This window comes from Lentzea sp. NPDC004789 (assembly GCF_053601075.1).
The window spans coordinates 22,144-41,659 of record NZ_JBSGBE010000025.1; the positions used below are offsets into that span (position 1 = coordinate 22,144).

Below are 19,516 nucleotides of genomic sequence, written 5' to 3' on the forward strand. Positions count from 1 at the left end.
CTTCTATTTGACGATCACTGTGTAGTTGCTGCCACCACCGTTGGGTCCCAGCTGGACCTCCCCCGCCGGGAAACCCTTGGCGTACAGGCGGAAGGTCTTCGGGGACCCTTCGGTGTTGACCAGCTGCAGACCGCTGTCGAGCCACCGCGAGTCCATCCACGACCGCTTGCCGAGCCGCGTGTCGACCGCGACGTAGACCACCGCGTCGCGGTTGATCGTGAAGCGCGCCAACGGGTTCTGCGTCGCCGACTTCGAGTCGTTGGCGGTGCGGATCCACTGCGCGCCCGCGACCTCGGCCGGCACCGCGCTGAACGTGAAGTCGCGGTCGCCGTACTGCGCGACACCGGTGCGCAGGCCGGTCTGCAACGACCAGTCGCCCGCGTTCCCCGTGTCCGCGACCGAAAGCGCACTGAGCTGCAGCTCGTCCGGCGCGGTACCGATGGTGAGCCTCGCGGTGGCCGACTTGGTGATCGAGCCCGCCGTGCCGGTCACGGTGATGTCCGCCGTGCCCGCCGGGGTGTCCGGCAGTGTGGCCACGGTCATCACCGAGGTGTCACCGGGGTCGACCGTGCCCGGGTTGAACTGCAGCACGGCACCGGGCGGGACGTTCGAGGCGTCCAGCGCGATCGGGCCGGGCGAACCCGTGCCGCTCGTGCGGATCGCGAACGACGCGGTCTGGCCGGGCTGGATCGTCCGCGCGGCCGGGTCGACGGTGAGGCTGAAGTCGTTGCCGACGCCGCACTTCTCGGTCGACGACGTGTTCTGGATGCGCGGCGAGCCGGAGTTGCGCACGCAGAAACCGTTGGTGTTGCGGAAGAGGAAGTCGGTCGGGCTGTTCGTGCCGCGCTCGAAGGCGAACGTGTCGAACGTGATGTCGGTGGAGTTGTCGGTGATCACGGCGGGCCTGCCGTCGTTGTTCGTGAACGACACCCCGCTGCCGTTGAGGAACTTGATGCGGTCGGCGTAGCGGATGTACCACCCGTACGCGGGCCGGGTGCCGATGCTGTTCGGGTTGTAGTTGGTGCGGTCGTTGCTCGGCGGGTTGGTCGACGTCGTGCCGCTGCCACCGGGCACGTTGATCTTCACGTTGCGGAACGTCACGTCGGTGACGTGGCCGTCCTGGTCACCGTGGATCGTGGGGCTGAACCCGCCCGAGGCGCCGTTGATCGTGATGTTGTCGTAGGTGATGTTCTTGACCGTGCCGACACCGGGACTGTTGCCGCACCGTTTTCGCGCCCCGACCTTGATCATGATCGGCGACTTGACGTTGGTGACGGTGATGTCCTTGTAGTGCACGTCGGAGATGACCGCGCCGTCCATCGACACGAGGCCGAGCCCGGACTTGTTGGAGCCCTTGATGTCGATGCGCTGGAAGTCGTAGCCGGTGAAGTCACCGCACGTCTCCGAGCCGAACATCAACGCGTTGCAGCACCCTGCGCTGAGCTTCGTGTCGTAGACCTTCACGTTGCCGTTGGGCAGCTTCTGCCCGAGCGCGTAGTCGCTTTTGAACACCAGGGCGTCGTCGTTGCCGGCGAAGCTGCCGTTGGTGATCGTCACGTTGGTGGTGCTGATGATGTTCCACCCGTCGCGATCGCTCGCGGTGTCGACCGTCAGGTGGTCCGACACGACGTTCTTGCAGCCGTTGATCAGCATCGCGAAGTGCCCGCCGCGGCGCAGCTTGATGCCGCTCACGGTGAGGTTCTCGCAGCGCGTCAACGAGATGATCTTGTCGGCCTGACCGCTGTCCGGGTTGCCGGTGATCAGCGCGCCGCCGCCGTCGATCGTGCCGGCGCCGACGAAGCCGATGTTGGTCAGCCGGTCGCCCCAGATCATCGCGTTGTGGAAGTGGCTGTGCCCGTAGTCCTGGTACTTGTCGTTCGGGTTGGGCTCCGGCTTGTCGTAGCCGCTGCCGCTCGCGCCCATGATCGTGGCACCCCCGTCGAGCTGCAGCGTCACGTTGCTCTTCATGTGGATCGAGTTCGGCGAGCGGTAGGTGCCGGACGGGAACCGCACGGTTCCGCCACCTGCCGCGTTCGCCGCCGTGATCGCCTTGTCGATGGCCGCCGTGTCGTTGGCGCTGCCGTTGCCGGCGGCGCCGTAGTCCTTGACGTTGAACTCCGCCGCCTGAGCGGGTTCTGCGAGCACCGCGATGCCCAACAGCGCTGCCGTCACCGCCATGCCGAGTCTGCGCAACACGCTTGTCCTCCCCGGTTGAAACGCGGGTGAAAACCTTTACAGCGGCGGCGAGTGCACACGCTACGCCGGTCGCACGCGGCCGAACAGCCTCCAGCGGCGACGACCTGACGCGAGCAGTCCTCCGCCGACCCGGCCTTCGGGCTCCTCAGGTGCGCGAACGAGCCGTCGGGCGGCAGCGTCGGCCTCCAGCTCGGCCTGCTTCATCTTCGCGATAGCAAACGCCTGGTCGTACGACAACATGACAAATCCCCTCAGTTCGCAGTTACTCGGTTCCGACCGTGTGACTCAGGAAGAACCTGACCGCCCGCGCACCCTCAGGCCGCAACGACGGGTCCAGGCGGCGTTCGTCGTACTTGTCCAGCAAGGCCCGCAGTTCGGCCACGTACGCGACCGCCTCTTCGGCGGTGATGAACTTGACGGTGCCCTCCGTTCCGACCGCCTGGCGCCACTCCGCGGACAGGTGCTCCCACTGCCGCAAACGCTCCCGAGTGCGTTCGAACTCCTGGTCCAGATAGGCCATGGAGGCCGCCTCGGCCGCCATCGCCGCCTCCCCCTCAAGCCCTTCGGACGAGATCGACTGACGCTTGGGAACGATCTTCCACGGCTTCTGCCTGCCCGGACCCTCCACCTCGGCCACGAAGCCGTACTTGGACAGCATGTTCAGGTGGTACGAGCAGCTCGCGACGCTCTCGCCGAGCGCCGCCGAGCACTGGGTCGCAGTCCGCGGCCCTTCCTCGGTGAGCAGCTGGAGCAGCTTCCACCGGAAGGGGTGCGAGAGCGCCCGGAGCGCCTTGGGGTCGGTGATCGGAGACTCCGTCATGCCTCCACCGTACGCGTATCAACAAACCTTTAGCAAGGTTCCTTGATATATAAATCCTGATATAAATCGCGCATGACACGGGGGAAGTGGTGGCTGCTGGGGGCGTTCGGCGCGCTGGTCGCGGTGACGTGGATCAACCCGCGGTGGCCCGCCGAACAGGCGTTGCACAGCTCGTTGACGGCCGTGGCGCTCATCGCGCTGTGGCTGCTCAGGAAGCGCTTGGACACCGCACGGTGGGCGTGGGCGCTGCTCTTCCTCGCCCTGCACACGATCGCGGCGCGGTGGCTCTACTCGTACGTGCCGTACGACGAGTGGACGAACGCGGTGTTCGGCGTGCGACTGTCGGAGGTGTTCTCCTGGCACCGCAACAACTTCGACCGGCTCGTGCACTTCTCGTACGGCGTGTGCCTGACGGCGGTCCTGCGGCAGAAGTGGTGGCGCTCGCTGGAGACCGTGCTGGCGACCAGCGCGGCCTACGAGCTGCTGGAGTGGGCGATCGCCATGACGCTCGCCCCGGACGTCGCCGAGGCCTACAACGGCCAGCAGGGCGACATGTGGGACGCCCACGCCGACATGGCGATCGCGGCACTCGGTGCGCTCGTCACAGCGCTGGTCACCAGTCTGGTGAGTTACGCGCGACGGCGGTCACCAGTGGCAGCGACTCGATGACCGGCACGCGCAGCAGCTCGGCGGGCACGTCGGGGTCGCGGACCGGTTCGATGAGTTCGCGCAGCAGCGCGCCGACCACGTCGTCAGCGGTCTGGTCGACCTCGTGGATGAGGTCGCGCAGCTGATCCGCGGCGTCGTTGAGGATCCGCGGACGCTGCGGCTCCTCCAGCATCAGCGCCGCCAGCCGCAGCACCCGCCGGCACACGCGCAGGCGCAGGCTCCGGCTGGCCGACTCGCGCCCGCCCGCGAGGCCCAGCCGGCCGCGGGTGCGCTCGATCCACGGCTCGACGGTCTCCCTGCGCCAGATCGGGCCCGACGCGAGCTCCGCGTCCGGCTCGGGAATGCCGTGCGAGCGGCGTTTGCGCCACACCGCGACCAGCTGCCGGCTCAGGCCCATGGCGTCGGCGATCTCCGCGATCCCGTAAAAGTCCCCCACGCCCACTACTGTAACCAGAGATTACGGCGCCTGTCATCAAAAATATCATTGCAAAAATGTCAGCCGCGTTCCAGAACGGCCCGCGCCGCGTTGTGGCCGCCGATGCCGCTGACCCCGCCGCCGCGCCGGGAGCCGGCACCGCAGACGAAGACGTTGTCCACGTCGGTCTCGACGCCCCACTTGCCGACCTCGTCGCCGGTCTCGGCGAACGGCCAGTCGAGATCTCCGTGGAAGATGTTGCCACCCGGCAGTCCGAGCTCCTCCTCCAGGTCCAGTGGTGTGCGCGCCTCGATGCACAACTCACCGTTCGCGTCGCGCGCCAGGCAGTCCTGGATCGGCTCGGCCAGGTGGGCGTTGAGCTGGTCGAGGTAGCGCTGAACGAGCTCGTCGCGCAGCTCGTCGTTGCGCCCCTCGAACAACGACGCGGGCAGGTGCAGCCCGAACAACGTCAACGTCTCGTGCCCCGCGAGCGACGGCCCGAGGATCGACGGGTCGGTCAGCGAGTGGCAGTACATCTCACCCGGCAGCACCGACGGCACCTGACCGGCGGCGCTCTCCAGGTACGCGGTCTCCAGCTGGTCGTAGGACTCGTCGAGGTGGAACGTGCCGGCGAACGCGAGCCGGGGGTCCACTCCGGACTTCAGCTCCGGCAGCCGGCGCAGCAGCATGTTGATCTTCAGCTGACAACCGGGTGTGTCGTGGACTTCCTTGCCCCGCAACCGTCCCAGCACCGAAGGCGCCACAGTGGACAGCACGAACCGGGCTTCTGCCGTGGTGTCGCCGTGGACCACCGATGCGCTCTTGCCGTCCGACTCGATCGACGTCACCTCCGCGCCCGTGACGATCTCGGCCCCGGCCTCGCGAGCGGCCCGTTCCAGCTCGGCGGTCACCGCGCCCATGCCGCCGACCGGGACCTTCCACTCACCGCTGCCGTTGCCGATCACGTGGTAGAGGAAGCACTTGTTGGCGCGCAACGAATGCAGCGATGTGTGCGTGCCGATCAACGCGTCGGTGGCGACGACACCGCGCACCAGGTCGTTGTCGAACAGCTCCTGCAAGGTCGCGCCGATCGGCCGTTCGAAGACCTGGTCCCACAACCGGCCGCGCGCCACCGCGTCGACGTGCACCCGCAGGTGTTCCCGCGACACCAGCGGTTCCAACAGGGTCGGCGCCAGGGCCCTGGCCATCAGCTCCAGGTCCGCGTACCAGCGCTGCCACCGCTCCCAGTCGTCCAGCGACCCGCAGACGGCCTCGAACGACGCCACCGTCGCCTCGCCCGGCGACCGCTCGACCAGCAGCCCGGAGCTGCCGTTCGGCGTGTAGGAGGACGCCGCGCGGGACCGCAACGCGAGGTTCAGCCCGAGGTCGGACACGATCCGGTCGGGCAGCAGCGACACCAGGTAGGAGAACCGCGAAAGACGGGCGTCGACGCCTGCCCACGGTGACGCGCTCACGGCCGCGCCGCCGACGTGCGGCAGCTTCTCCAGCACCTTGACCGACCTGCCGGCCCGTGCGAGGTACGCGGCCGCCACCAGCCCGTTGTGGCCGCCTCCCACGATCACGACGTCGTCCATGCCCCGAGATCCCTCCCACGTAGCCTGGTCGGTGGGGAACATAGCGGTCCGAAGGAGATGTGCACATGGGCCGAGTGACGGTGCGCCGAGCGGTGGAACGGCTGTCGCCGAACGGTCGGCGCCGCCGGGTGGACGCACTGGCCGCCGAGGAACCGCTGGAGCTGAGGGTCGACGGGAAGGCGTTGGCCGTCACGATGCGCACACCGGGCCAGGACGTCGAGCTCGCGCACGGCTTCCTGCTCAGCGAGGGCGTGATCGGCTCGGCGGAGGACGTCTCGGTCGCGCGGTTCTGCGAGGGCACCGGGCCGGACGGGATGAACACCTACAACGTGCTGGACATCGCGCTGGCCGACGGGGTGCCGCCGCCGGACACCGGCGTGGAGCGGAACTTCTACACCACGTCGTCGTGCGGGGTGTGCGGGAAGGCCGCGCTGGACGCCGTGAAGCTCAAGACGCGGTACTCCCCCGCCGCCGACCCGGTTCAGGTCACCGCGGAGGCGCTGACGGGCTTCCCGGACGCCTTGCGGGAACGGCAGAAGGTGTTCGAGAGCACCGGCGGGCTGCACGCGGCCGGGCTGTTCCGCGACGGCGAGCTGCTGGTCGTGCGTGAGGACGTCGGCCGGCACAACGCCGTTGACAAGGTGCTGGGCTGGGCCGTGCTGCAGCACCTGGTGCCGTTGACCGGCGCGGTGCTGATGGTGTCCGGACGGGCGTCGTTCGAGCTGGTGCAGAAGGCCGCGATGGCCGGGGTTCCGGTGCTCGCCGCAGTGTCGGCGCCGTCGTCGCTCGCCGTGGAGCTGGCCGAGGAGCAGGGCATGACGCTCGTCGGCTTCCTGCGCGGCGACTCGATGAACGTCTACACCGGAGGGGAGCGCGTGCTTGAGACCGCTTGACGGCGTCGTGGTGGTGAGCCTGGAGCAGGCCGTCGCCGTGCCGTACGCGACGCGGCTGCTGGCCGATCTCGGGGCACGCGTGATCAAGGTCGAACGACCCGGCGTCGGTGACTTCGCCCGGCACTACGACTCGGCGTGCGGAGAGGTGTCGTCGTACTTCGCGTGGACGAACGTCGGCAAGGAGTCGGTGACGCTCGACCTCTTCCACCCGGACGGCCGTGAGGTGCTCGAACGGCTGGTCGCGCGTGCCGACGTGTTGTTGTGCAACCTGTCGCCGCGGGTCTGGGCGCGCCTGGCGCTGGAGCCGCCCCCGACGCTGATCGTGGGCGAGCTGTCCGGTTACGGCTGGGACGGCCCGTACGCGGACCGCAAGGCGTTCGACGCGCTGGTGCAGTCCGAGGCCGGGCTGGTGTCGCTGACCGGCGAGGGCGACGTGATGGCCCGCGCCGGCATCTCGGTCGCGGACATCGCGGCGGGAGTGCAGCTGCACGCGGCGGTGCTGGCGGCATTGCTGCGGCGGTCGCGCACGGGCGAGGGAGCACGGTTGCGGCTGTCGCTGTTCGAGGCGATGGCCGAGTGGATGCACCAGCCGATGCTCTACGCCGCCGGGACGGGTGTCTCCGCCCCGCGTTCGGGCGCGCACCACCCGAGCATCGCGCCGTACGGGCCGGTGGCGTGCGCGGACGGCGCGGTGCACCTGGCCGTGCAGAACGACGGCCAGTGGCAGCGGCTGTGCGCGCTGATCGGGCTGGAGCCCGAGGAGAGGTTCGCCACAGTGACGTCCCGCGTGGAGCATCGCGCGGAGCTGCAAAAGATCCTCGAACGGGCGTTTTGCGACCTCACCGCGGCCGAGTTGCTGACCGCTCTGGACACCGCCGACGTGCCTGCCGCGCTGACCAGGCCGATCACCGACCTGCCCACCCACCCGCAGCTCGACACGTGGGTTGACGTGCAGGTTCCCGGCGGAACGGCCAGGATGCTGCCGCCGCCCGTGACCGGGTTCGAGTGGTCACCGGGTGCGGTGCCGGCCCTCGGCGCGCACAATGATCACGTGTTGAGCTGGCTGGGCTATTCGGGTGAGGAACTGTCTGCCTTACGCGTGCGTTCCGTCCTCTGAGAAGGAAACGAGGAACGGTGCCCACGCGATGAGGTGAGCATGGGGGACCAGAAGTTCGGCCGCCGCGGCCTCATCGCGGCCATCGGCGTGATCATCGCGACAGCCGCCGGCGCCGCGACGTACGTGTCGTCGTCCCCTGCGGCCACTCCGCAGCAGATCGCGACCTCGGACCGCATCAACCGCGTGCCGGGAGCCAAGCCGACCATCCGCGTCGAGCGCGTGTACTCGGCCGCCCGCCACCGCGACGTCACCCTCGCCTTCTACCTCCCGGCCGGCGCCAGCCCCCGCGGCCTGCCGATGTCGATCCTGCTGCACGGCCTGCACGGCGACGCCCGGCACGCCGCCATCGGCGACCTGGCCGACGTGCTGGCCTCGGCCGTCGCGAAGGGCTCCGTGCCCGCGTTCGGCTTCGTCGCGGTCGACGGCGGCGACAACTACTGGCACGAGAACGTCCCCGGCGACGACCCGATGGCGATGCTGCTCGACGAGCTGCCCGGCTGGCTGAAGGAACGCGGCTACGGCGAGCCCTTCGCCGTGACGGGCGTGTCCATGGGGGGCTTCGGCGCGTTGCTCTACGCGCGCCGCCGTGCCGAACGCGGCGACCCGATCGCGGCCACCGCCGCCATCTCCCCCGGCCTGATCACCACGTGGCCGGAGATGGCCAAGCGCAAGGCGTTCAAGAACGAGGGCGAGTGGGCCTCGCTCGATCCGTTGCGCCACCTGCAGGCGACCGGCCCGACCGCGCTGGGCGTGTGGATCGGCGACCACGACCGGTTCATCGACGGCACCCGGCAGTTCATGCGCGAGGTGCGGCCCGAGGTCGGCACGGTGAAGTCCGGTGGGCACGACGACGGGTTCTACCGCAAGGTGACGCCCGACGTCGTGCAGTTCCTCGCCAAGTACGCCAAGCGCGCCGTCTAGACCCGCAGCGCCGCCCGGCTCCAGTGCACCCAGCCGACGCGGCCGTGCTCGTCGCGGCCGCCCAGCGGGAGCACGCCGCTGCGGTCGACGGCGATCAGCAGGTCGTCGGTGAGGTGCTCGAACTCCCGTTCCTCCGTCGGGACCAGCGGCGCGGTGAGCGGGTCGCGCCCCTCCCGCCGCACCTTCACCCTGCCGTGCTCCGCCGGGGTGATGTGCACGTCGACAGCGGTGCTGCGGTAGACCCCGACGACCTTCGCGTGATCGACCGGCTTCGGCTGCGCCGGTGTCTCGGGCAGCTTCCGCCTGCGCACACCCGCCAGCTCCCCGAGCAGGTGGTCGAAGACCGCCCCGAACAACGGCGCCGCCTCGGTGTCGCCGTTCGTCAGCACCGCCACCGCGACCCCTGCCGCCGGAACAACGCGCAGCACCGACACGTACCCGATGGTCATGCCGGTGTGGCCGATCACCTCGCCGCCCTCGAAGTTGGACAGCTCCCAGCCCAGACCCCACCACCACTCGCCGGTGCCGAAGTCGGGATGAGTGACCTGCTTCTCCCGCATGGCGTCGAACTCGGTGGTCTCCAGGTGCATCCGCACGAACTCCAGCAGTTCACGGGCGGGCATCGCGAGCACCGACCCGGCCGCCACCTCCGACTCGAACAGGTGCTCGGCCACCGGCTCACCTTTCAGGTGCCCGTCCGCCATCTCGTACCGGTCGTACTCGGCACGTGACACCGCGACGTCGCGCAGCCCGAGCGGCTCGACCAGCCGCTCGCGCAGGACGGTCCGGAAAGGCTTGCCGCGCAGCACTTCGACGATCCGTCCGAGCACCCCGTACCCGCTGTTGCAGTACGAGTAGAGCTCGCCGGGCGGGGTCACCTGGCCGGCGTCCGCGAGCCCGTCGACGAAGCGCGCCAGCATGTCGTCACCGGAACCCGTGTCGAACCTGAAGTCGCCCTCGAAACCGGCGGTGTGGCAGAGCAACTGGCGTGGCGTGACGACCTTCGCCGCCTGCTCGTCCGCGAGCCGGAACTCGGGCAGCACGTCGCGCACCGGCCGGTCGAGGTCCAGCAGTCCCTCGTTCACCAGCTGCATGACCAGCGTGGCGGTCCACACCTTGGTGATCGACCCGATCTGGAACAGCGAGTCGCTCGTCACCGGTTCGTTCGTGAGCTTGTTGCGCACACCCGCTGCCACGTCGACGATCTCGCCGTTGTGCAGCACGGCCACCTGTGCACCAACGCCGCCGTGCTCGTCGAGCAGCTCCGGCAGCCTGCGTTCGATCCACTCACTGATCATGTTCCCCCCCAGAGGTTCTCAGACCCGGACCGCGGCCTGGCCGTGGTGCAGCCAGCGGACCCGCCCGTGCTCGTCCTGTCCACAGAGGACGAGCACCGCATGCCGCCCGCCCACCGGTTCCACCGAGATCAGGGCATCCGCGCGGAGGCCCGTGTACTCGCGTTCTTCTTGTGCCGTCAAGGCTTCCGCCACGCGGTTGCGCGGCTCGTGGCGCACGCGGACGCGACCGGGCGCGCCCGGTGTCACGTGCACGTCGAGGTGGCCCGAGCGGTACGTGCCGACGACCTTGTCGACGTCCACGGGCAGAGGTGTGGCCGGCGGCGTGGGGAACGGCGGCAGGGTGACGCCGACCAGCTCTGCCAGCAGGTGGTCGTAGATCGCCTGCACGAGCGGGACCGCACGGCCGCCGTTGGTCAGGACGGCCACCGCCACGCCCGCCGCGGGGATGGCGCGCAGGACCGACTGATAGCCCATGACGAGGCCCGTGTGGCCGATGCCCCGCACCCCACCCGCGTAGTCGAGCAGCATCCAGCCGAGACCCTGGTGGCCGCCGAAACCGAAGTCCGACGGCGTGGCCTGGGCCTCGCGCATGGCGGCGAAGGTCGTCGTCTCCAGGTGCATGCGCACGAACGCGAGCAGGTCGCGGGCGTTCATCGCCAGGACGCGGCCCGCTGGGGCGTCCCACTCGCGGAACCGTTCACCCACGGGCTGCCCGCGGAGGTGGCCGGAGGCGACCTCGTGTCCGGCGTACTCGGCGTAATGCGTCGCGACGTGCGTGAGGCCCAGCGGCTCGACCAGGTGCTCGCGCAGCGCGGTGTGGAACGGCTTGCCGCGCACCACCTCCACGAGCCGGCCCAGCACGACGTAGCCGGCGTTGCAGTACGAGTGCAGCTCGCCCGGCGGGCTGACCTGCGCGGCCTGCGCCAGTTGGGCGACGTAGGCGGCGATCGTGTCGGGACCGTCGGCGTCCGCCTCGACGAACCTGTCGCCCTCGAAGCCCGCGGTGTGGGTCAGCAGCTGACGTGGCGTGACGACCTTCGCCGCCTGCTCGTCGGCCAGGCGGAACTCCGGCAGCACGTCCCGCACCGGCCGGTCGAGGTCGAGCAGGCCCTCGTGGACCAGCTGCATGATCAGCGTGGCGGTCCAGATCTTCGTGACCGAGCCGATCTGGAACAGCGAGTCCGAGCTCACCGCCACGCCGGTCTCGACGTTCAGCACGCCCGCGGACGCGTCCCAGACCTCGCCATCGGCCAGCACGGCGACCTGGGCGCCCACGACGCCGTGTTCCGCCACGAGCTCAGGCAGCCTGCGGCGCAGCCACTCGGCTGTGGTGTGCACGTTCCCCCCAGAAATGACGTTCCTAGCGCGGCGAGAGCGGCACCGTCTTCGACCGCACCCACTTCAGCACCGCGGGCCACTCCCCGTAGCCCGCGTCGGTGTTGATGTGCGCCGCGCCCGGCAGCACGTCGACCTCGATCCGCAACGCCTCGGCCAGCTGCTTGGACTCCTGCATCGAGCAGTACGGGTCGGTGTCGCCTACGACGAGGCGGGTGTCGGTGGCGGCGCGGCGCAGGCCGGCGGGGTCGAGCGGGGCCGGGAAGAACGACTTGATGGCCGGCTCGGGGTAGTTCGGGGCGGGCGGGGCCACGAGCAGCACGCGGTCCACGTGCCCGATGTTCTCGCGGGCGGCGTGGTGCAGCCACAGGTAGCAACCGAGCGAGTGGGCGACGACGACCCGTTCGCGGTCGGTCGGCGCGGCTTCGAGGTGGGTGTCGAGCTCACGCAGCCACGTGGTCAGGTCGGGCTGGTCCGGATCGCTGAAGTGCGGCATGTCCGCGAGGCCGCCGTGCTCGGAGACCGTGCGGGCGAGCCAGCTCTGCCAGTGGTCGGGGCCGGAGCCGGTCCAGCCGTGGAGGATGAGCACGTGAGGCAGCGACATGCCCCCACCTTAGAACGCCGGAAGGGCGCCCGGCCGGAACCGGACGCCCTTTCGGAACGATCAACTACGCCGACTCGGCGAGCGCGCTAGGCCGACTTCTCCCGCCGCTCCCGGCGCGAGGGCTGCCGGGCCACGATCGTCGGGTTCACGTTCTCCTTCACCGTCTGCTCGGTGATCACGACCTTGGCGACGTCCGTGCGGCTCGGGATGTCGTACATCACCGGGAGCAGGACCTCTTCCATGATCGCGCGCAAGCCCCGGGCACCGGTTCCGCGCAGGATCGCCTGGTCGGCGACCGCTTCGAGCGCGGTCTTGGTGAACTCCAGCTCCACGCCGTCCATCTCGAAGAGCTTCTGGTACTGCTTGACCAGCGCGTTCTTCGGCTCGGTGAGGATCTGCACCAGGGACGGCTTGTCGAGGTTCGTGACGGAGGCGACCATCGGCAGACGCCCGATGAACTCGGGGATCAGGCCGAACTTGATCAGGTCCTCCGGCATGGAGTCGGCGAAGTAGTCCGCCGCGTCCACCTCGGCCTTGCTGCGCACCTCGGCACCGAAGCCCAGGCCGCGCTTGCCCACGCGGTCCTGAATGATCTTCTCCAGGCCCGCGAAGGCACCGGCCACGATGAACAGCACGTTCGTCGTGTCGATCTGGATGAACTCCTGGTGCGGGTGCTTGCGGCCGCCCTGCGGAGGCACCGACGCCGTCGTGCCCTCCAGGATCTTGAGCAGCGCCTGCTGGACGCCCTCACCGGACACGTCGCGCGTGATCGACGGATTTTCACTCTTTCGAGCGATCTTGTCGACCTCGTCGATGTAGATGATGCCCGTCTCGGCGCGCTTCACGTCGTAGTCGGCGGCCTGGATGAGCTTCAGGAGGATGTTCTCGACGTCCTCGCCGACGTACCCGGCCTCCGTCAGCGCGGTCGCGTCGGCGATGGCGAACGGCACGTTCAGCATCTTCGCGAGCGTCTGCGCGAGGTAGGTCTTGCCGCAGCCCGTGGGGCCCAGCATCAGGATGTTCGACTTCGCGAGCTCGACGCCGTCGTCCCGACCCTCACGCCCGCGGTCGCCCGCCTGGATGCGCTTGTAGTGGTTGTAGACGGCGACCGAGAGGGTCCGCTTCGCCTCGGACTGGCCGATGACGTACTGGTCGAGGAACTCGTGGATCTCGGCGGGCTTCGGCAGCTCGTCGAGCTTCACGTCGCCGGCTTCGGCCAGCTCCTCCTCGATGATCTCGTTGCAGAGATCGATGCACTCATCGCAGATGTAGACGCCGGGGCCGGCGATGAGTTTCTTCACCTGCTTCTGGCTCTTTCCGCAGAAAGAGCACTTCAGCAAGTCGCCGCCGTCACCGATACGCGCCATGACCGCTGACCTATGTCCCCTCCGGCGCACACCTGCTGTAGTGCGCCTGCTGACTTGCTGTGGCAGTCCCACTGGCTGTGGGTGCTGAGCCCGTTCTCCTGACGGTACCTGGCCTACCCCGTTTCAGGGGAGGACCAGCGTCCCCCCGACGCGCCGATCAGGCCAGTTAACCGGTCACATCGGCGTGTCGGGTGGGCACGGAATGCCCGAAGGCTGGGTTCCCAGCCTTCGGGACGGGCCCTCAGGACTTGGCGGAAAGCTTGCGGTAGGGCAGCACCGAGTCGACGATGCCGTACTCCTTGGCCTCGTCGGCCGTGAGGATCCGGTCGCGCTCGATGCTCTCGCGGACCTCCTCTGCCGTCCGGTTCGTGTGCCGCGCGAGGGTGGACTCCATCAGGCGGCGCACGCGCTGGATCTCGTTCGACTGGATCTCCAGGTCGGACACCTGACCGTACGCGCCCTCCATCGAAGGCTGGTGGATCAGGATTCGCGCGTTCGGCAGCGCGTGGCGCTTGCCGGGCGTGCCGGCGGCCAGCAGCACCGCGGCGGCCGAGGCGGCCTGGCCGAGGCAGTACGTCTGGATGTCCGGGCGCACGAACTGCATGGTGTCGTAGATGGCCATCAGCGAGGTGAACGAGCCACCCGGCGAGTTGATGTACATCAGGATGTCGCGGTCCGGGTCCTCGGACTCGAGCACCAGCAGCTGCGCCATGACGTCGTTGGCCGAGGCGTCGTCAACCTGCACGCCGAGGAAGATGATGCGCTCCTCGAACAGCTTGTTGTACGGGTTCGACTCCTTCATGCCGTAGCTGGTGCGCTCGACGAAGGACGGCAGCACGTACCGCGACTGAGGCATGTGGAACTGGCTCACTTGAGGTCTCCTAGCTGACGTCAGTTGCTCGAGCCGACCGGCTGCGCGCGGGTAACGACCTTGTCGACGAAGCCGTACTCCAGCGCTTCCTGCGCCGTGAACCAGCGGTCGCGGTCGGAGTCCTGGATGATGCGCTCGACCGGCTGGCCGGTGTGCTCGGCGATCAGCTCGGCCATCTCGCGCTTGGTGCGCGTCAGCATGTCCGCCTGGATCGCGATGTCCGCGGCGGTACCACCGACACCGGCGGACGGCTGGTGCATGAGGATGCGCGCGTGCGGGAGGGCCTGGCGCTTGCCGGGGGCACCCGCGGAGAGCAGGAACTGCCCCATCGAGGCCGCGAGACCCATGGCCACCGTCGCCACGTCCGGCTCGATGAGCTGCATCGTGTCGTAGATGGCCATACCCGCCGTGACGGAGCCACCCGGCGAGTTGATGTAGAGGGTGATGTCCTTCTCGGGGTCCTCAGCGGCCAGCAGCAGCAGCTGAGCGGTGATCTGGTTGGCGATGCCCTCTTCGACCTGCGATCCCAGGACGATGATCCGCTCGCGGAGCAGCCGCTCGTACACCGAGTCGTTGAGGTTCATCCCGGCGGTGGCCGACCGCATCTCGGGGGTCGGGAAGGAGTGCTGCGTCACGTCTGCCTGCCTAACTCCAGGTGGAACGAATCTGGATGCGAAAACTCTCTGCGACCGACCTTAACGAAGGCGGGCGGCGTCAGATGCCCGACACCGCCCGCGTTCGCTCTAGGCAGTATTTTCGGCGCTCACCCGCTGGCGGGAGAGCAGCCTGGATCACTCGCCCGCGTTGTCCTCATCGGACTTGGTCTCGCCGAAGAGCTCGTCGAGATCCAGCTTCTGACCGGCGGTGTCGCTCACCGAGGCCTGGCGCACGACGCTCGCGAGCGCCTTGCCCCGGCGGACGTCGGCGAAGATCGCGCCGAGCTGGCCCGACTGCTGGGCGCGCTTGACGTACTCGTCGGGGCTGATGCCGAAGCGCTGGGCCTGGTAGATGATCCGCTCGGTCAGCTCGCCGTCGGACACCGTGACCTGCTCGGCGTCGGCGATCGAGTCGAGCACCAGCTGCGTCTTGACGGCCTGCTCGGCGGCCTTGCGCAGCTCGGCGTCGAACTCCTCCTCCGACTGGCCCTGCTCGGTCAGCCACTCGGCGAACTTGGCCTCGTCGTGGTCGAACGCGTGCACGGCGTCGTGCTTGCGGGCGTCGATCTCGCCCTGGACGATGCCCTCGGGCAGCGGGACCTCGGTGGTCTCCAGCAGCGCCTCGAGGACCTTGTCGCGGGCCTGGACGCCCTGCTGCATCTTCTTGACGCGGCCCAGGCGGGTGCGCAGGTCGTCCTTGAGCTCGTCGAGCGTGTCGAACTCGCTCGCGAGCTGCGCGAACTCGTCGTCGAGCTCGGGGAGCTGACGCTCCTTGACGGTGTTCAGCACGACGGTGACCTCGGCCTCGCGGCCCTGGTGCTCGCCGGCGACCAGCGTGGTGTTGAACGTCTTGGTCTCGCCCTCGGACGCGCCGACGAGAGCCTCGTCGATGCCCTCGACGAGCTGGCCGGAGCCGATCTCGTAGGACAGGCCGCTGGTGCGCGCCTCCTCGACCTCCTCGCCGTCGACCGTGGCGGACAGGTCGACGATGACGAAGTCACCGGTCTCGGCGGGACGCGTCACGCCGGTCAGGGTGCCGAAGCGGGCGCGGAGCTCGTCGAGCTGCGTGGTCACGTCCTCGTCGGTGACCTCCTGCTCGTCGACCGTGACCTCCAGCTCGCCGAACGCGGGCACGGTGATCTCGGGACGAACGTCGACCTCGGCGGTGAACTCGAGCGTCTCGCCGTCCTCGATCTTGGTCACCTCGAAGTCGGGGCGGCCGAGCGTGCGCACCTCACCGGCGGAGACCGCCTCCAGGTACTTCGCCGGGATGGCCTCCTGGATGACCTCGTCCAGGACCGGTGCGCGGCCGATGCGGCTCTCCAGCACCTTGGCCGGGGCCTTGCCCGGACGGAAACCGGGAATGCGAACCTGCTTCGCGAGCTTCCGGTACGCCTGGTCGAAGTTCGACTTGAGCTCGTCGAACGGCACCTCGACGTTGATCCGGACCCTCGTCGGGCTCAGGTGCTCGACGGTGCTCTTCAACGTGGACTCCTCGTAACGAACAAGAACGTGCAGACAGCCGGTACCGCCTCAGCAGGCGCCCGGATTCCCAGCGAGTCTAGGCGAGAGCCGCGCTGTGACCGCCGCCACCCCGCTTTCGGACGCCGTGACCGGACTGTGAGCCGCCCCCACTTGGCTGCGGGACGACGACCAGGACCGGTTCACAGGGGGAACACCATGAAGCTCACGGGCACAAGACTTCTCGCCGCGACGATCACCGCCGCGACCCTGCTCTGCATCACCACCGCACCGGCCCAGGCGGCCGACCCGCGTGAGGCGACCGCCGCGCCGTACGCGTTCATCGGCACCAACGGCCAGGAAGCCATCACCATCGAGAACCAGCGCTGGAACGTCCCCGAGCACGTCTCCGGCCGCACGCCCGCCCACCAGGGCTGGTCGATCCACCTCTCCGACGAGAGGCTGGGCGCGGGCCTGCCGAGGCAGGACTTCCGGGCCCGCGCGGGCCAGACCGAACCGAGCATCCACGCCGGCGCGGAGGGCTTCCTCTCGATCATCGACCAGAACACCACCGACGTGCCGTTCGTGGTCGTCAAGCTGCCGAGCCGAAACGTCGTCTGCGAGGGCTTCGAGGAGGTGCCCCTCATCAGCCCCAGGCTGTTCGTCCGCAAGCTCGACGGCGAACTGCACGAGGCCGCCGACCCGTGGGTCGCCGCGGACGCCGAGGGCGTCACCTCGGCCGACAGCGCGACCGACGCCACGAGGTACCGCACGTCGGTGGAGGTCAAGCCGGTGACGGCCACCACCCCGGTCACCCAGTACGCCCCCTTCGCGAAGTACGCGGGCCGCCAGCGGTTCCGCGCGAGCGGCTACGAGATCGTCCTGACCCAGCGCCACGTCGACTCCGGCGCCACGCAGACCTACCGCCTGCTCGCCGCCGCGGGCGCCGTCTCCTGCTAGCCGTCTCCACCGCTCAGCGCCGTCGACCTCCCCAGGGGCGGCGGCGTTTTTGTTCGCGTGGCGAAAGGCTTCACGGAAAAGAGTCACCCAGCTACGGCCCGTAAAACCGGCCTTCACAATGTCACTCTTTCGGCCGCAACCACGATTCCCGACCGATCAAGATGACTCCGTTAGCACTAATCTCCCGCGCGCGACCGACAGGTAGCGTTGCTACGCCCGCACCATGCGTAACAGGACCACGGGAACGAACGAGAAAAAGTCGTCGCACCGATTTACTCCGAGGATCCGCCTGATGGAGACACGCCAGCTTCTCGCGTTCACAACCGTGGTACAGACCGGCAGCTTCACCAAGGCCGCAGCCACGCTCAATTGCTCGCAGCCGACCATCACCACCCGCATCAAGGCCCTGGAGGAGGGTCTCGGGGTCGTCCTTTTCCGCCGCCTCCCGCGCGGTATCCAGATGACGTCCGCGGGCGTAGAACTGCTCCCGTTCGCGCGAAACATCATCAACCTCACCGAAAAGGCCCGAAAAGCCATAACGATGAACGGTGAGCCGCACGGCAAACTCGTCATCGGCTCCGCACAGAGTTTGACCGACTACCGTCTGCTACCACTCATCGAATACATGTGCTGGCGCTACCCGTCCGTCCAACTGTCGCTGCACTCGCGCAACACCCTGAACAACCTGAACTCGGTCCGCGACGGCGCCCTCGACTGCGCGTTCTTCATCGGCGCCATCGAACCCCGCGAAGGCCTGGAGACAACCGTCCTCTGCCCCGAGCCCCTGGTCATGGTCGCGGGCCCGAACCACGTGCTCACCCAACGCCAGTCCCTCACCGAGGACGACCTGACGAGCAGCACCCTGATCCGAGCCGAGAACGGCGCCTCCTACCACGAACTCTTCGAGAACTCCCTCGGCTACGACGACACTCGCGCCCCCGTCCTGGAACTCGACTCCGTGGACGCCGCCAAACGCGCAGTCGCCGCAGGCCTCGGCATCGCCCTCATGCCGGAGGTCACCGTCGCCAACGAACTCTCCGACGGCAGGTTGGTCCGCTTGCCCTGGTCCCCGGCTTTCCGCGTCTACACGCAGTTCGGCTGGCGCCAGGACAACTCGACGAACCCGGCGGTAACGGCCCTCGTGTCCGCCGCGGCCCAGGTGGTGAGCGACCAGGTCGCCTCCCTGACCTGACCGGGGTCCTCGCGACGGCGCCTGATCCGCGAAGCCGAAGGCGAGCGGCGATGGCGCAGCCGAGCCGTCTTTCCACACGAACCCGGTGGGGTGGTCCCGTCACGATCAGGCACGACTCGTGACGGGACCGCCCCACGCCACGCGCCCACCTACGCAACCGGCGCACCCCCAGTACTCCCCCGAACCACCAACTCGGGCAACACGTCCTCGACATCCACCGGCGCAGCCCCCTCCAACACCGCCAGCAAAGCCCGAGCCGCCCGAGCCCCGAACGCAAAGGTGTCCCGGGACAACGCGGTCAACCGCCCGTGCTGACACAGCACCGAGTCGTCCCAAGCCACGATCGACAACTCCGAAGGCACCGAAACCCCCAACGAGGCAGCCACCTCAGCCCCGGCCACCGCCATCACGTCGTTGTCGTAAACGATCGCGGTCGGCACCACGTCCGAGCCCAGCAACTCCCGAGTGGCAGCAGCCCCGGACTCGGCCGTGTAGTCCCCCGCCACGATCACACCGTCCACAACGGACGCGGAAAACGCGGCATCGCGGCGCACGGTGTGCAACAACGACGACAACCCGGCCACCCGGGCGATCCGCCGGTGCCCCAACGACTTCAGGTACTCCACCACGGAGGTCATGGCCGCGTAGTCGTCGGCCCACACCGAGGCCAACGCCCCGTGATGGCCGGCCCCGCCGACGACGACCGCCGGCAGTCCGAGCGAGGACATCAGCTCGACCCGCGGATCCGACACCAGCAGATCCACGAGGAACACGCCGTCGACGCGGTGCTCGGCCCACCACCGCCGGTAGAGCTCGATCTCCTCCGCCCGCGACCCCACCACCTGCAGCAGCAACGCGGACGACATCTCGGACTGCATCCCGGCGATCAGCTGGAAGAAGAACGCCTCGTCCCCCAGCGCCCGCGGCGGCCGCACCAGCACCAGACCCACCGCGTCGGCCGAGGCGGACGACAGCGCGCGGGCGGTGACCGACGGCCGGTAGCCGAGGGTTGAGGCCACCTCCAGCACGCGGGCCCTGGTGGTCTCGGAGACCCCGGACCGACCGTTCAGGGCGAGCGACACCGCCCCCTTCGACACCCCGGCCGCGGCCGCGATGTCCTTGATGGTCGGCCTCTTCACGCAACGC

At 68.9% G+C, this 19,516-nt stretch carries 19 protein-coding genes; 6 read left to right on the forward strand and 13 right to left on the reverse strand.

Annotation, left to right across the window (positions count from 1 at the left end; genetic code table 11):
- Positions 1 to 3: 3 nt before the first annotated feature.
- Genes ACWEIJ_RS39165 through ACWEIJ_RS39175 form a run of 3 tightly spaced genes read right to left on the reverse strand, consistent with a single transcriptional unit; the run spans position 4 to position 3,016 of the window.
- Positions 4 to 2,196, reverse strand: a complete 2,193-nt coding sequence (locus ACWEIJ_RS39165; RefSeq protein ID WP_449842340.1) for a glycosyl hydrolase family 28 protein — start codon at positions 2,194 to 2,196, stop codon at positions 4 to 6.
- A gap of 60 nt (positions 2,197 to 2,256) precedes the next feature.
- The gene (locus ACWEIJ_RS39170) at positions 2,257 to 2,436 is read right to left on the reverse strand and encodes a hypothetical protein (RefSeq protein WP_449842341.1); all 180 of its coding nucleotides are present in this window, start codon (positions 2,434 to 2,436) and stop codon (positions 2,257 to 2,259) included.
- A gap of 22 nt (positions 2,437 to 2,458) precedes the next feature.
- Positions 2,459 to 3,016, reverse strand: coding sequence for a winged helix-turn-helix domain-containing protein (locus ACWEIJ_RS39175; RefSeq protein WP_449842342.1), 558 nt, complete (start codon positions 3,014 to 3,016; stop codon positions 2,459 to 2,461).
- A gap of 72 nt (positions 3,017 to 3,088) precedes the next feature.
- Here ACWEIJ_RS39175 and ACWEIJ_RS39180 point away from each other — a divergent pair, with 72 nt between their 5' ends.
- Positions 3,089 to 3,685 (forward strand): DUF2238 domain-containing protein, encoded by a 597-nt coding sequence (locus ACWEIJ_RS39180; RefSeq protein WP_449842343.1) that lies wholly within the window; start codon positions 3,089 to 3,091, stop codon positions 3,683 to 3,685.
- Here the strand turns inward: ACWEIJ_RS39180 and ACWEIJ_RS39185 are convergent.
- Together ACWEIJ_RS39185 and ACWEIJ_RS39190 are read right to left on the reverse strand one after the other, a co-directional pair.
- Positions 3,630 to 4,121 (reverse strand): hypothetical protein, encoded by a 492-nt coding sequence (locus ACWEIJ_RS39185; RefSeq protein WP_355450346.1) that lies wholly within the window; start codon positions 4,119 to 4,121, stop codon positions 3,630 to 3,632. The two genes, ACWEIJ_RS39180 and ACWEIJ_RS39185, sit on opposite strands and share 56 nt — an antisense overlap.
- 59 nt (positions 4,122 to 4,180) lie before the next feature.
- Positions 4,181 to 5,695: a phytoene desaturase family protein gene (locus ACWEIJ_RS39190; protein WP_449842344.1), complete on the reverse strand. Its 1,515-nt coding sequence runs from the start codon at positions 5,693 to 5,695 to the stop codon at positions 4,181 to 4,183.
- Positions 5,696 to 5,760: 65 nt separating this feature from the next.
- On the opposite strand from ACWEIJ_RS39190, the gene fdhD reads away from it, so the two are divergent.
- The 3 genes from fdhD to ACWEIJ_RS39205 are packed head-to-tail and all read left to right on the forward strand — an operon-like array spanning position 5,761 to position 8,626.
- Positions 5,761 to 6,588 carry a formate dehydrogenase accessory sulfurtransferase FdhD gene (gene fdhD / locus ACWEIJ_RS39195; RefSeq protein WP_449842345.1) on the forward strand — a complete coding sequence of 276 codons (828 nt, stop codon included), beginning with the start codon at positions 5,761 to 5,763 and terminating at the stop codon, positions 6,586 to 6,588.
- Positions 6,575 to 7,705 (forward strand): CaiB/BaiF CoA transferase family protein, encoded by a 1,131-nt coding sequence (locus ACWEIJ_RS39200; RefSeq protein WP_449842346.1) that lies wholly within the window; start codon positions 6,575 to 6,577, stop codon positions 7,703 to 7,705. Before fdhD ends, ACWEIJ_RS39200 begins: the two co-directional genes overlap by 14 nt.
- Positions 7,706 to 7,744: 39 nt before the next feature.
- Positions 7,745 to 8,626 carry an alpha/beta hydrolase gene (locus tag ACWEIJ_RS39205; RefSeq protein WP_449842347.1) on the forward strand — a complete coding sequence of 294 codons (882 nt, stop codon included), beginning with the start codon at positions 7,745 to 7,747 and terminating at the stop codon, positions 8,624 to 8,626.
- On the opposite strand, the gene ACWEIJ_RS39210 is transcribed toward ACWEIJ_RS39205, so the two are convergent.
- From ACWEIJ_RS39210 to tig, 7 genes are all read right to left on the reverse strand, one after another.
- Positions 8,623 to 9,924 carry a serine hydrolase domain-containing protein gene (locus ACWEIJ_RS39210; protein ID WP_449842348.1) on the reverse strand — a complete coding sequence of 434 codons (1,302 nt, stop codon included), beginning with the start codon at positions 9,922 to 9,924 and terminating at the stop codon, positions 8,623 to 8,625. The two genes, ACWEIJ_RS39205 and ACWEIJ_RS39210, sit on opposite strands and share 4 nt — an antisense overlap.
- 18 nt (positions 9,925 to 9,942) lie before the next feature.
- Complete coding sequence (locus ACWEIJ_RS39215) at positions 9,943 to 11,262, reverse strand: serine hydrolase domain-containing protein (RefSeq protein WP_449842349.1); 1,320 nt, start codon at positions 11,260 to 11,262, stop codon at positions 9,943 to 9,945.
- A gap of 22 nt (positions 11,263 to 11,284) precedes the next feature.
- Positions 11,285 to 11,863 carry an RBBP9/YdeN family alpha/beta hydrolase gene (locus tag ACWEIJ_RS39220; RefSeq protein ID WP_449842350.1) on the reverse strand — a complete coding sequence of 193 codons (579 nt, stop codon included), beginning with the start codon at positions 11,861 to 11,863 and terminating at the stop codon, positions 11,285 to 11,287.
- An 86-nt stretch (positions 11,864 to 11,949) separates the two neighbouring features.
- Complete coding sequence (gene clpX / locus ACWEIJ_RS39225) at positions 11,950 to 13,230, reverse strand: ATP-dependent Clp protease ATP-binding subunit ClpX (RefSeq protein ID WP_355442022.1); 1,281 nt, start codon at positions 13,228 to 13,230, stop codon at positions 11,950 to 11,952.
- 241 nt (positions 13,231 to 13,471) lie between these two features.
- A complete protein-coding gene (locus tag ACWEIJ_RS39230) occupies positions 13,472 to 14,086 on the reverse strand; it encodes an ATP-dependent Clp protease proteolytic subunit (protein WP_154697940.1) in 615 nt (204 codons plus the stop codon).
- 35 nt (positions 14,087 to 14,121) lie between these two features.
- Positions 14,122 to 14,706 carry an ATP-dependent Clp protease proteolytic subunit gene (locus ACWEIJ_RS39235; protein WP_030468158.1) on the reverse strand — a complete coding sequence of 195 codons (585 nt, stop codon included), beginning with the start codon at positions 14,704 to 14,706 and terminating at the stop codon, positions 14,122 to 14,124.
- Between the two features lie 186 nt (positions 14,707 to 14,892).
- The gene (gene tig, locus ACWEIJ_RS39240; RefSeq protein WP_449842351.1) at positions 14,893 to 16,242 is read right to left on the reverse strand and encodes a trigger factor; all 1,350 of its coding nucleotides are present in this window, start codon (positions 16,240 to 16,242) and stop codon (positions 14,893 to 14,895) included.
- Between the two features lie 195 nt (positions 16,243 to 16,437).
- Here tig and ACWEIJ_RS39245 point away from each other — a divergent pair, with 195 nt between their 5' ends.
- Entirely contained in the window at positions 16,438 to 17,178 is a 741-nt protein-coding gene (locus ACWEIJ_RS39245; RefSeq protein ID WP_449842352.1) for a hypothetical protein, read from the forward strand.
- A 292-nt stretch (positions 17,179 to 17,470) separates the two neighbouring features.
- Positions 17,471 to 18,370: a LysR family transcriptional regulator gene (locus tag ACWEIJ_RS39250; RefSeq protein WP_449842353.1), complete on the forward strand. Its 900-nt coding sequence runs from the start codon at positions 17,471 to 17,473 to the stop codon at positions 18,368 to 18,370.
- 149 nt (positions 18,371 to 18,519) lie between these two features.
- Here the strand turns inward: ACWEIJ_RS39250 and ACWEIJ_RS39255 are convergent, their stop codons facing one another.
- The gene (locus tag ACWEIJ_RS39255; RefSeq protein WP_449842354.1) at positions 18,520 to 19,509 is read right to left on the reverse strand and encodes a LacI family DNA-binding transcriptional regulator; all 990 of its coding nucleotides are present in this window, start codon (positions 19,507 to 19,509) and stop codon (positions 18,520 to 18,522) included.
- Between the last annotated feature and the right edge of the window lie 7 nt (positions 19,510 to 19,516).

Excerpts from the sequence above, each read along its gene's own strand:
- ACWEIJ_RS39220 (WP_449842350.1), bottom strand. The coding sequence starts at position 11,863 with ATGTCGCTGCCTCACGTGCTCATCCTCCACGGCTGGACCGGCTCCGGC.
- fdhD (WP_449842345.1), top strand. The coding sequence starts at position 5,761 with ATGGGCCGAGTGACGGTGCGCCGAGCGGTGGAACGGCTGTCGCCGAAC.
- ACWEIJ_RS39235 (WP_030468158.1), bottom strand. The coding sequence starts at position 14,706 with ATGCGGTCGGCCACCGCCGGGATGAACCTCAACGACTCGGTGTACGAG.
- clpX (WP_355442022.1), bottom strand. The coding sequence starts at position 13,230 with ATGGCGCGTATCGGTGACGGCGGCGACTTGCTGAAGTGCTCTTTCTGC.
- ACWEIJ_RS39250 (WP_449842353.1), top strand. The coding sequence starts at position 17,471 with ATGGAGACACGCCAGCTTCTCGCGTTCACAACCGTGGTACAGACCGGC.
- ACWEIJ_RS39210 (WP_449842348.1), bottom strand. The coding sequence starts at position 9,924 with ATGATCAGTGAGTGGATCGAACGCAGGCTGCCGGAGCTGCTCGACGAG.
- ACWEIJ_RS39230 (WP_154697940.1), bottom strand. The coding sequence starts at position 14,086 with ATGCCTCAGTCGCGGTACGTGCTGCCGTCCTTCGTCGAGCGCACCAGC.
- ACWEIJ_RS39175 (WP_449842342.1), bottom strand. The coding sequence starts at position 3,016 with ATGACGGAGTCTCCGATCACCGACCCCAAGGCGCTCCGGGCGCTCTCG.
- ACWEIJ_RS39190 (WP_449842344.1), bottom strand. The coding sequence starts at position 5,695 with ATGGACGACGTCGTGATCGTGGGAGGCGGCCACAACGGGCTGGTGGCG.
- ACWEIJ_RS39245 (WP_449842352.1), top strand. The coding sequence starts at position 16,438 with ATGAAGCTCACGGGCACAAGACTTCTCGCCGCGACGATCACCGCCGCG.
- ACWEIJ_RS39170 (WP_449842341.1), bottom strand. The coding sequence starts at position 2,436 with ATGTTGTCGTACGACCAGGCGTTTGCTATCGCGAAGATGAAGCAGGCC.
- ACWEIJ_RS39180 (WP_449842343.1), top strand. The coding sequence starts at position 3,089 with ATGACACGGGGGAAGTGGTGGCTGCTGGGGGCGTTCGGCGCGCTGGTC.
- ACWEIJ_RS39205 (WP_449842347.1), top strand. The coding sequence starts at position 7,745 with ATGGGGGACCAGAAGTTCGGCCGCCGCGGCCTCATCGCGGCCATCGGC.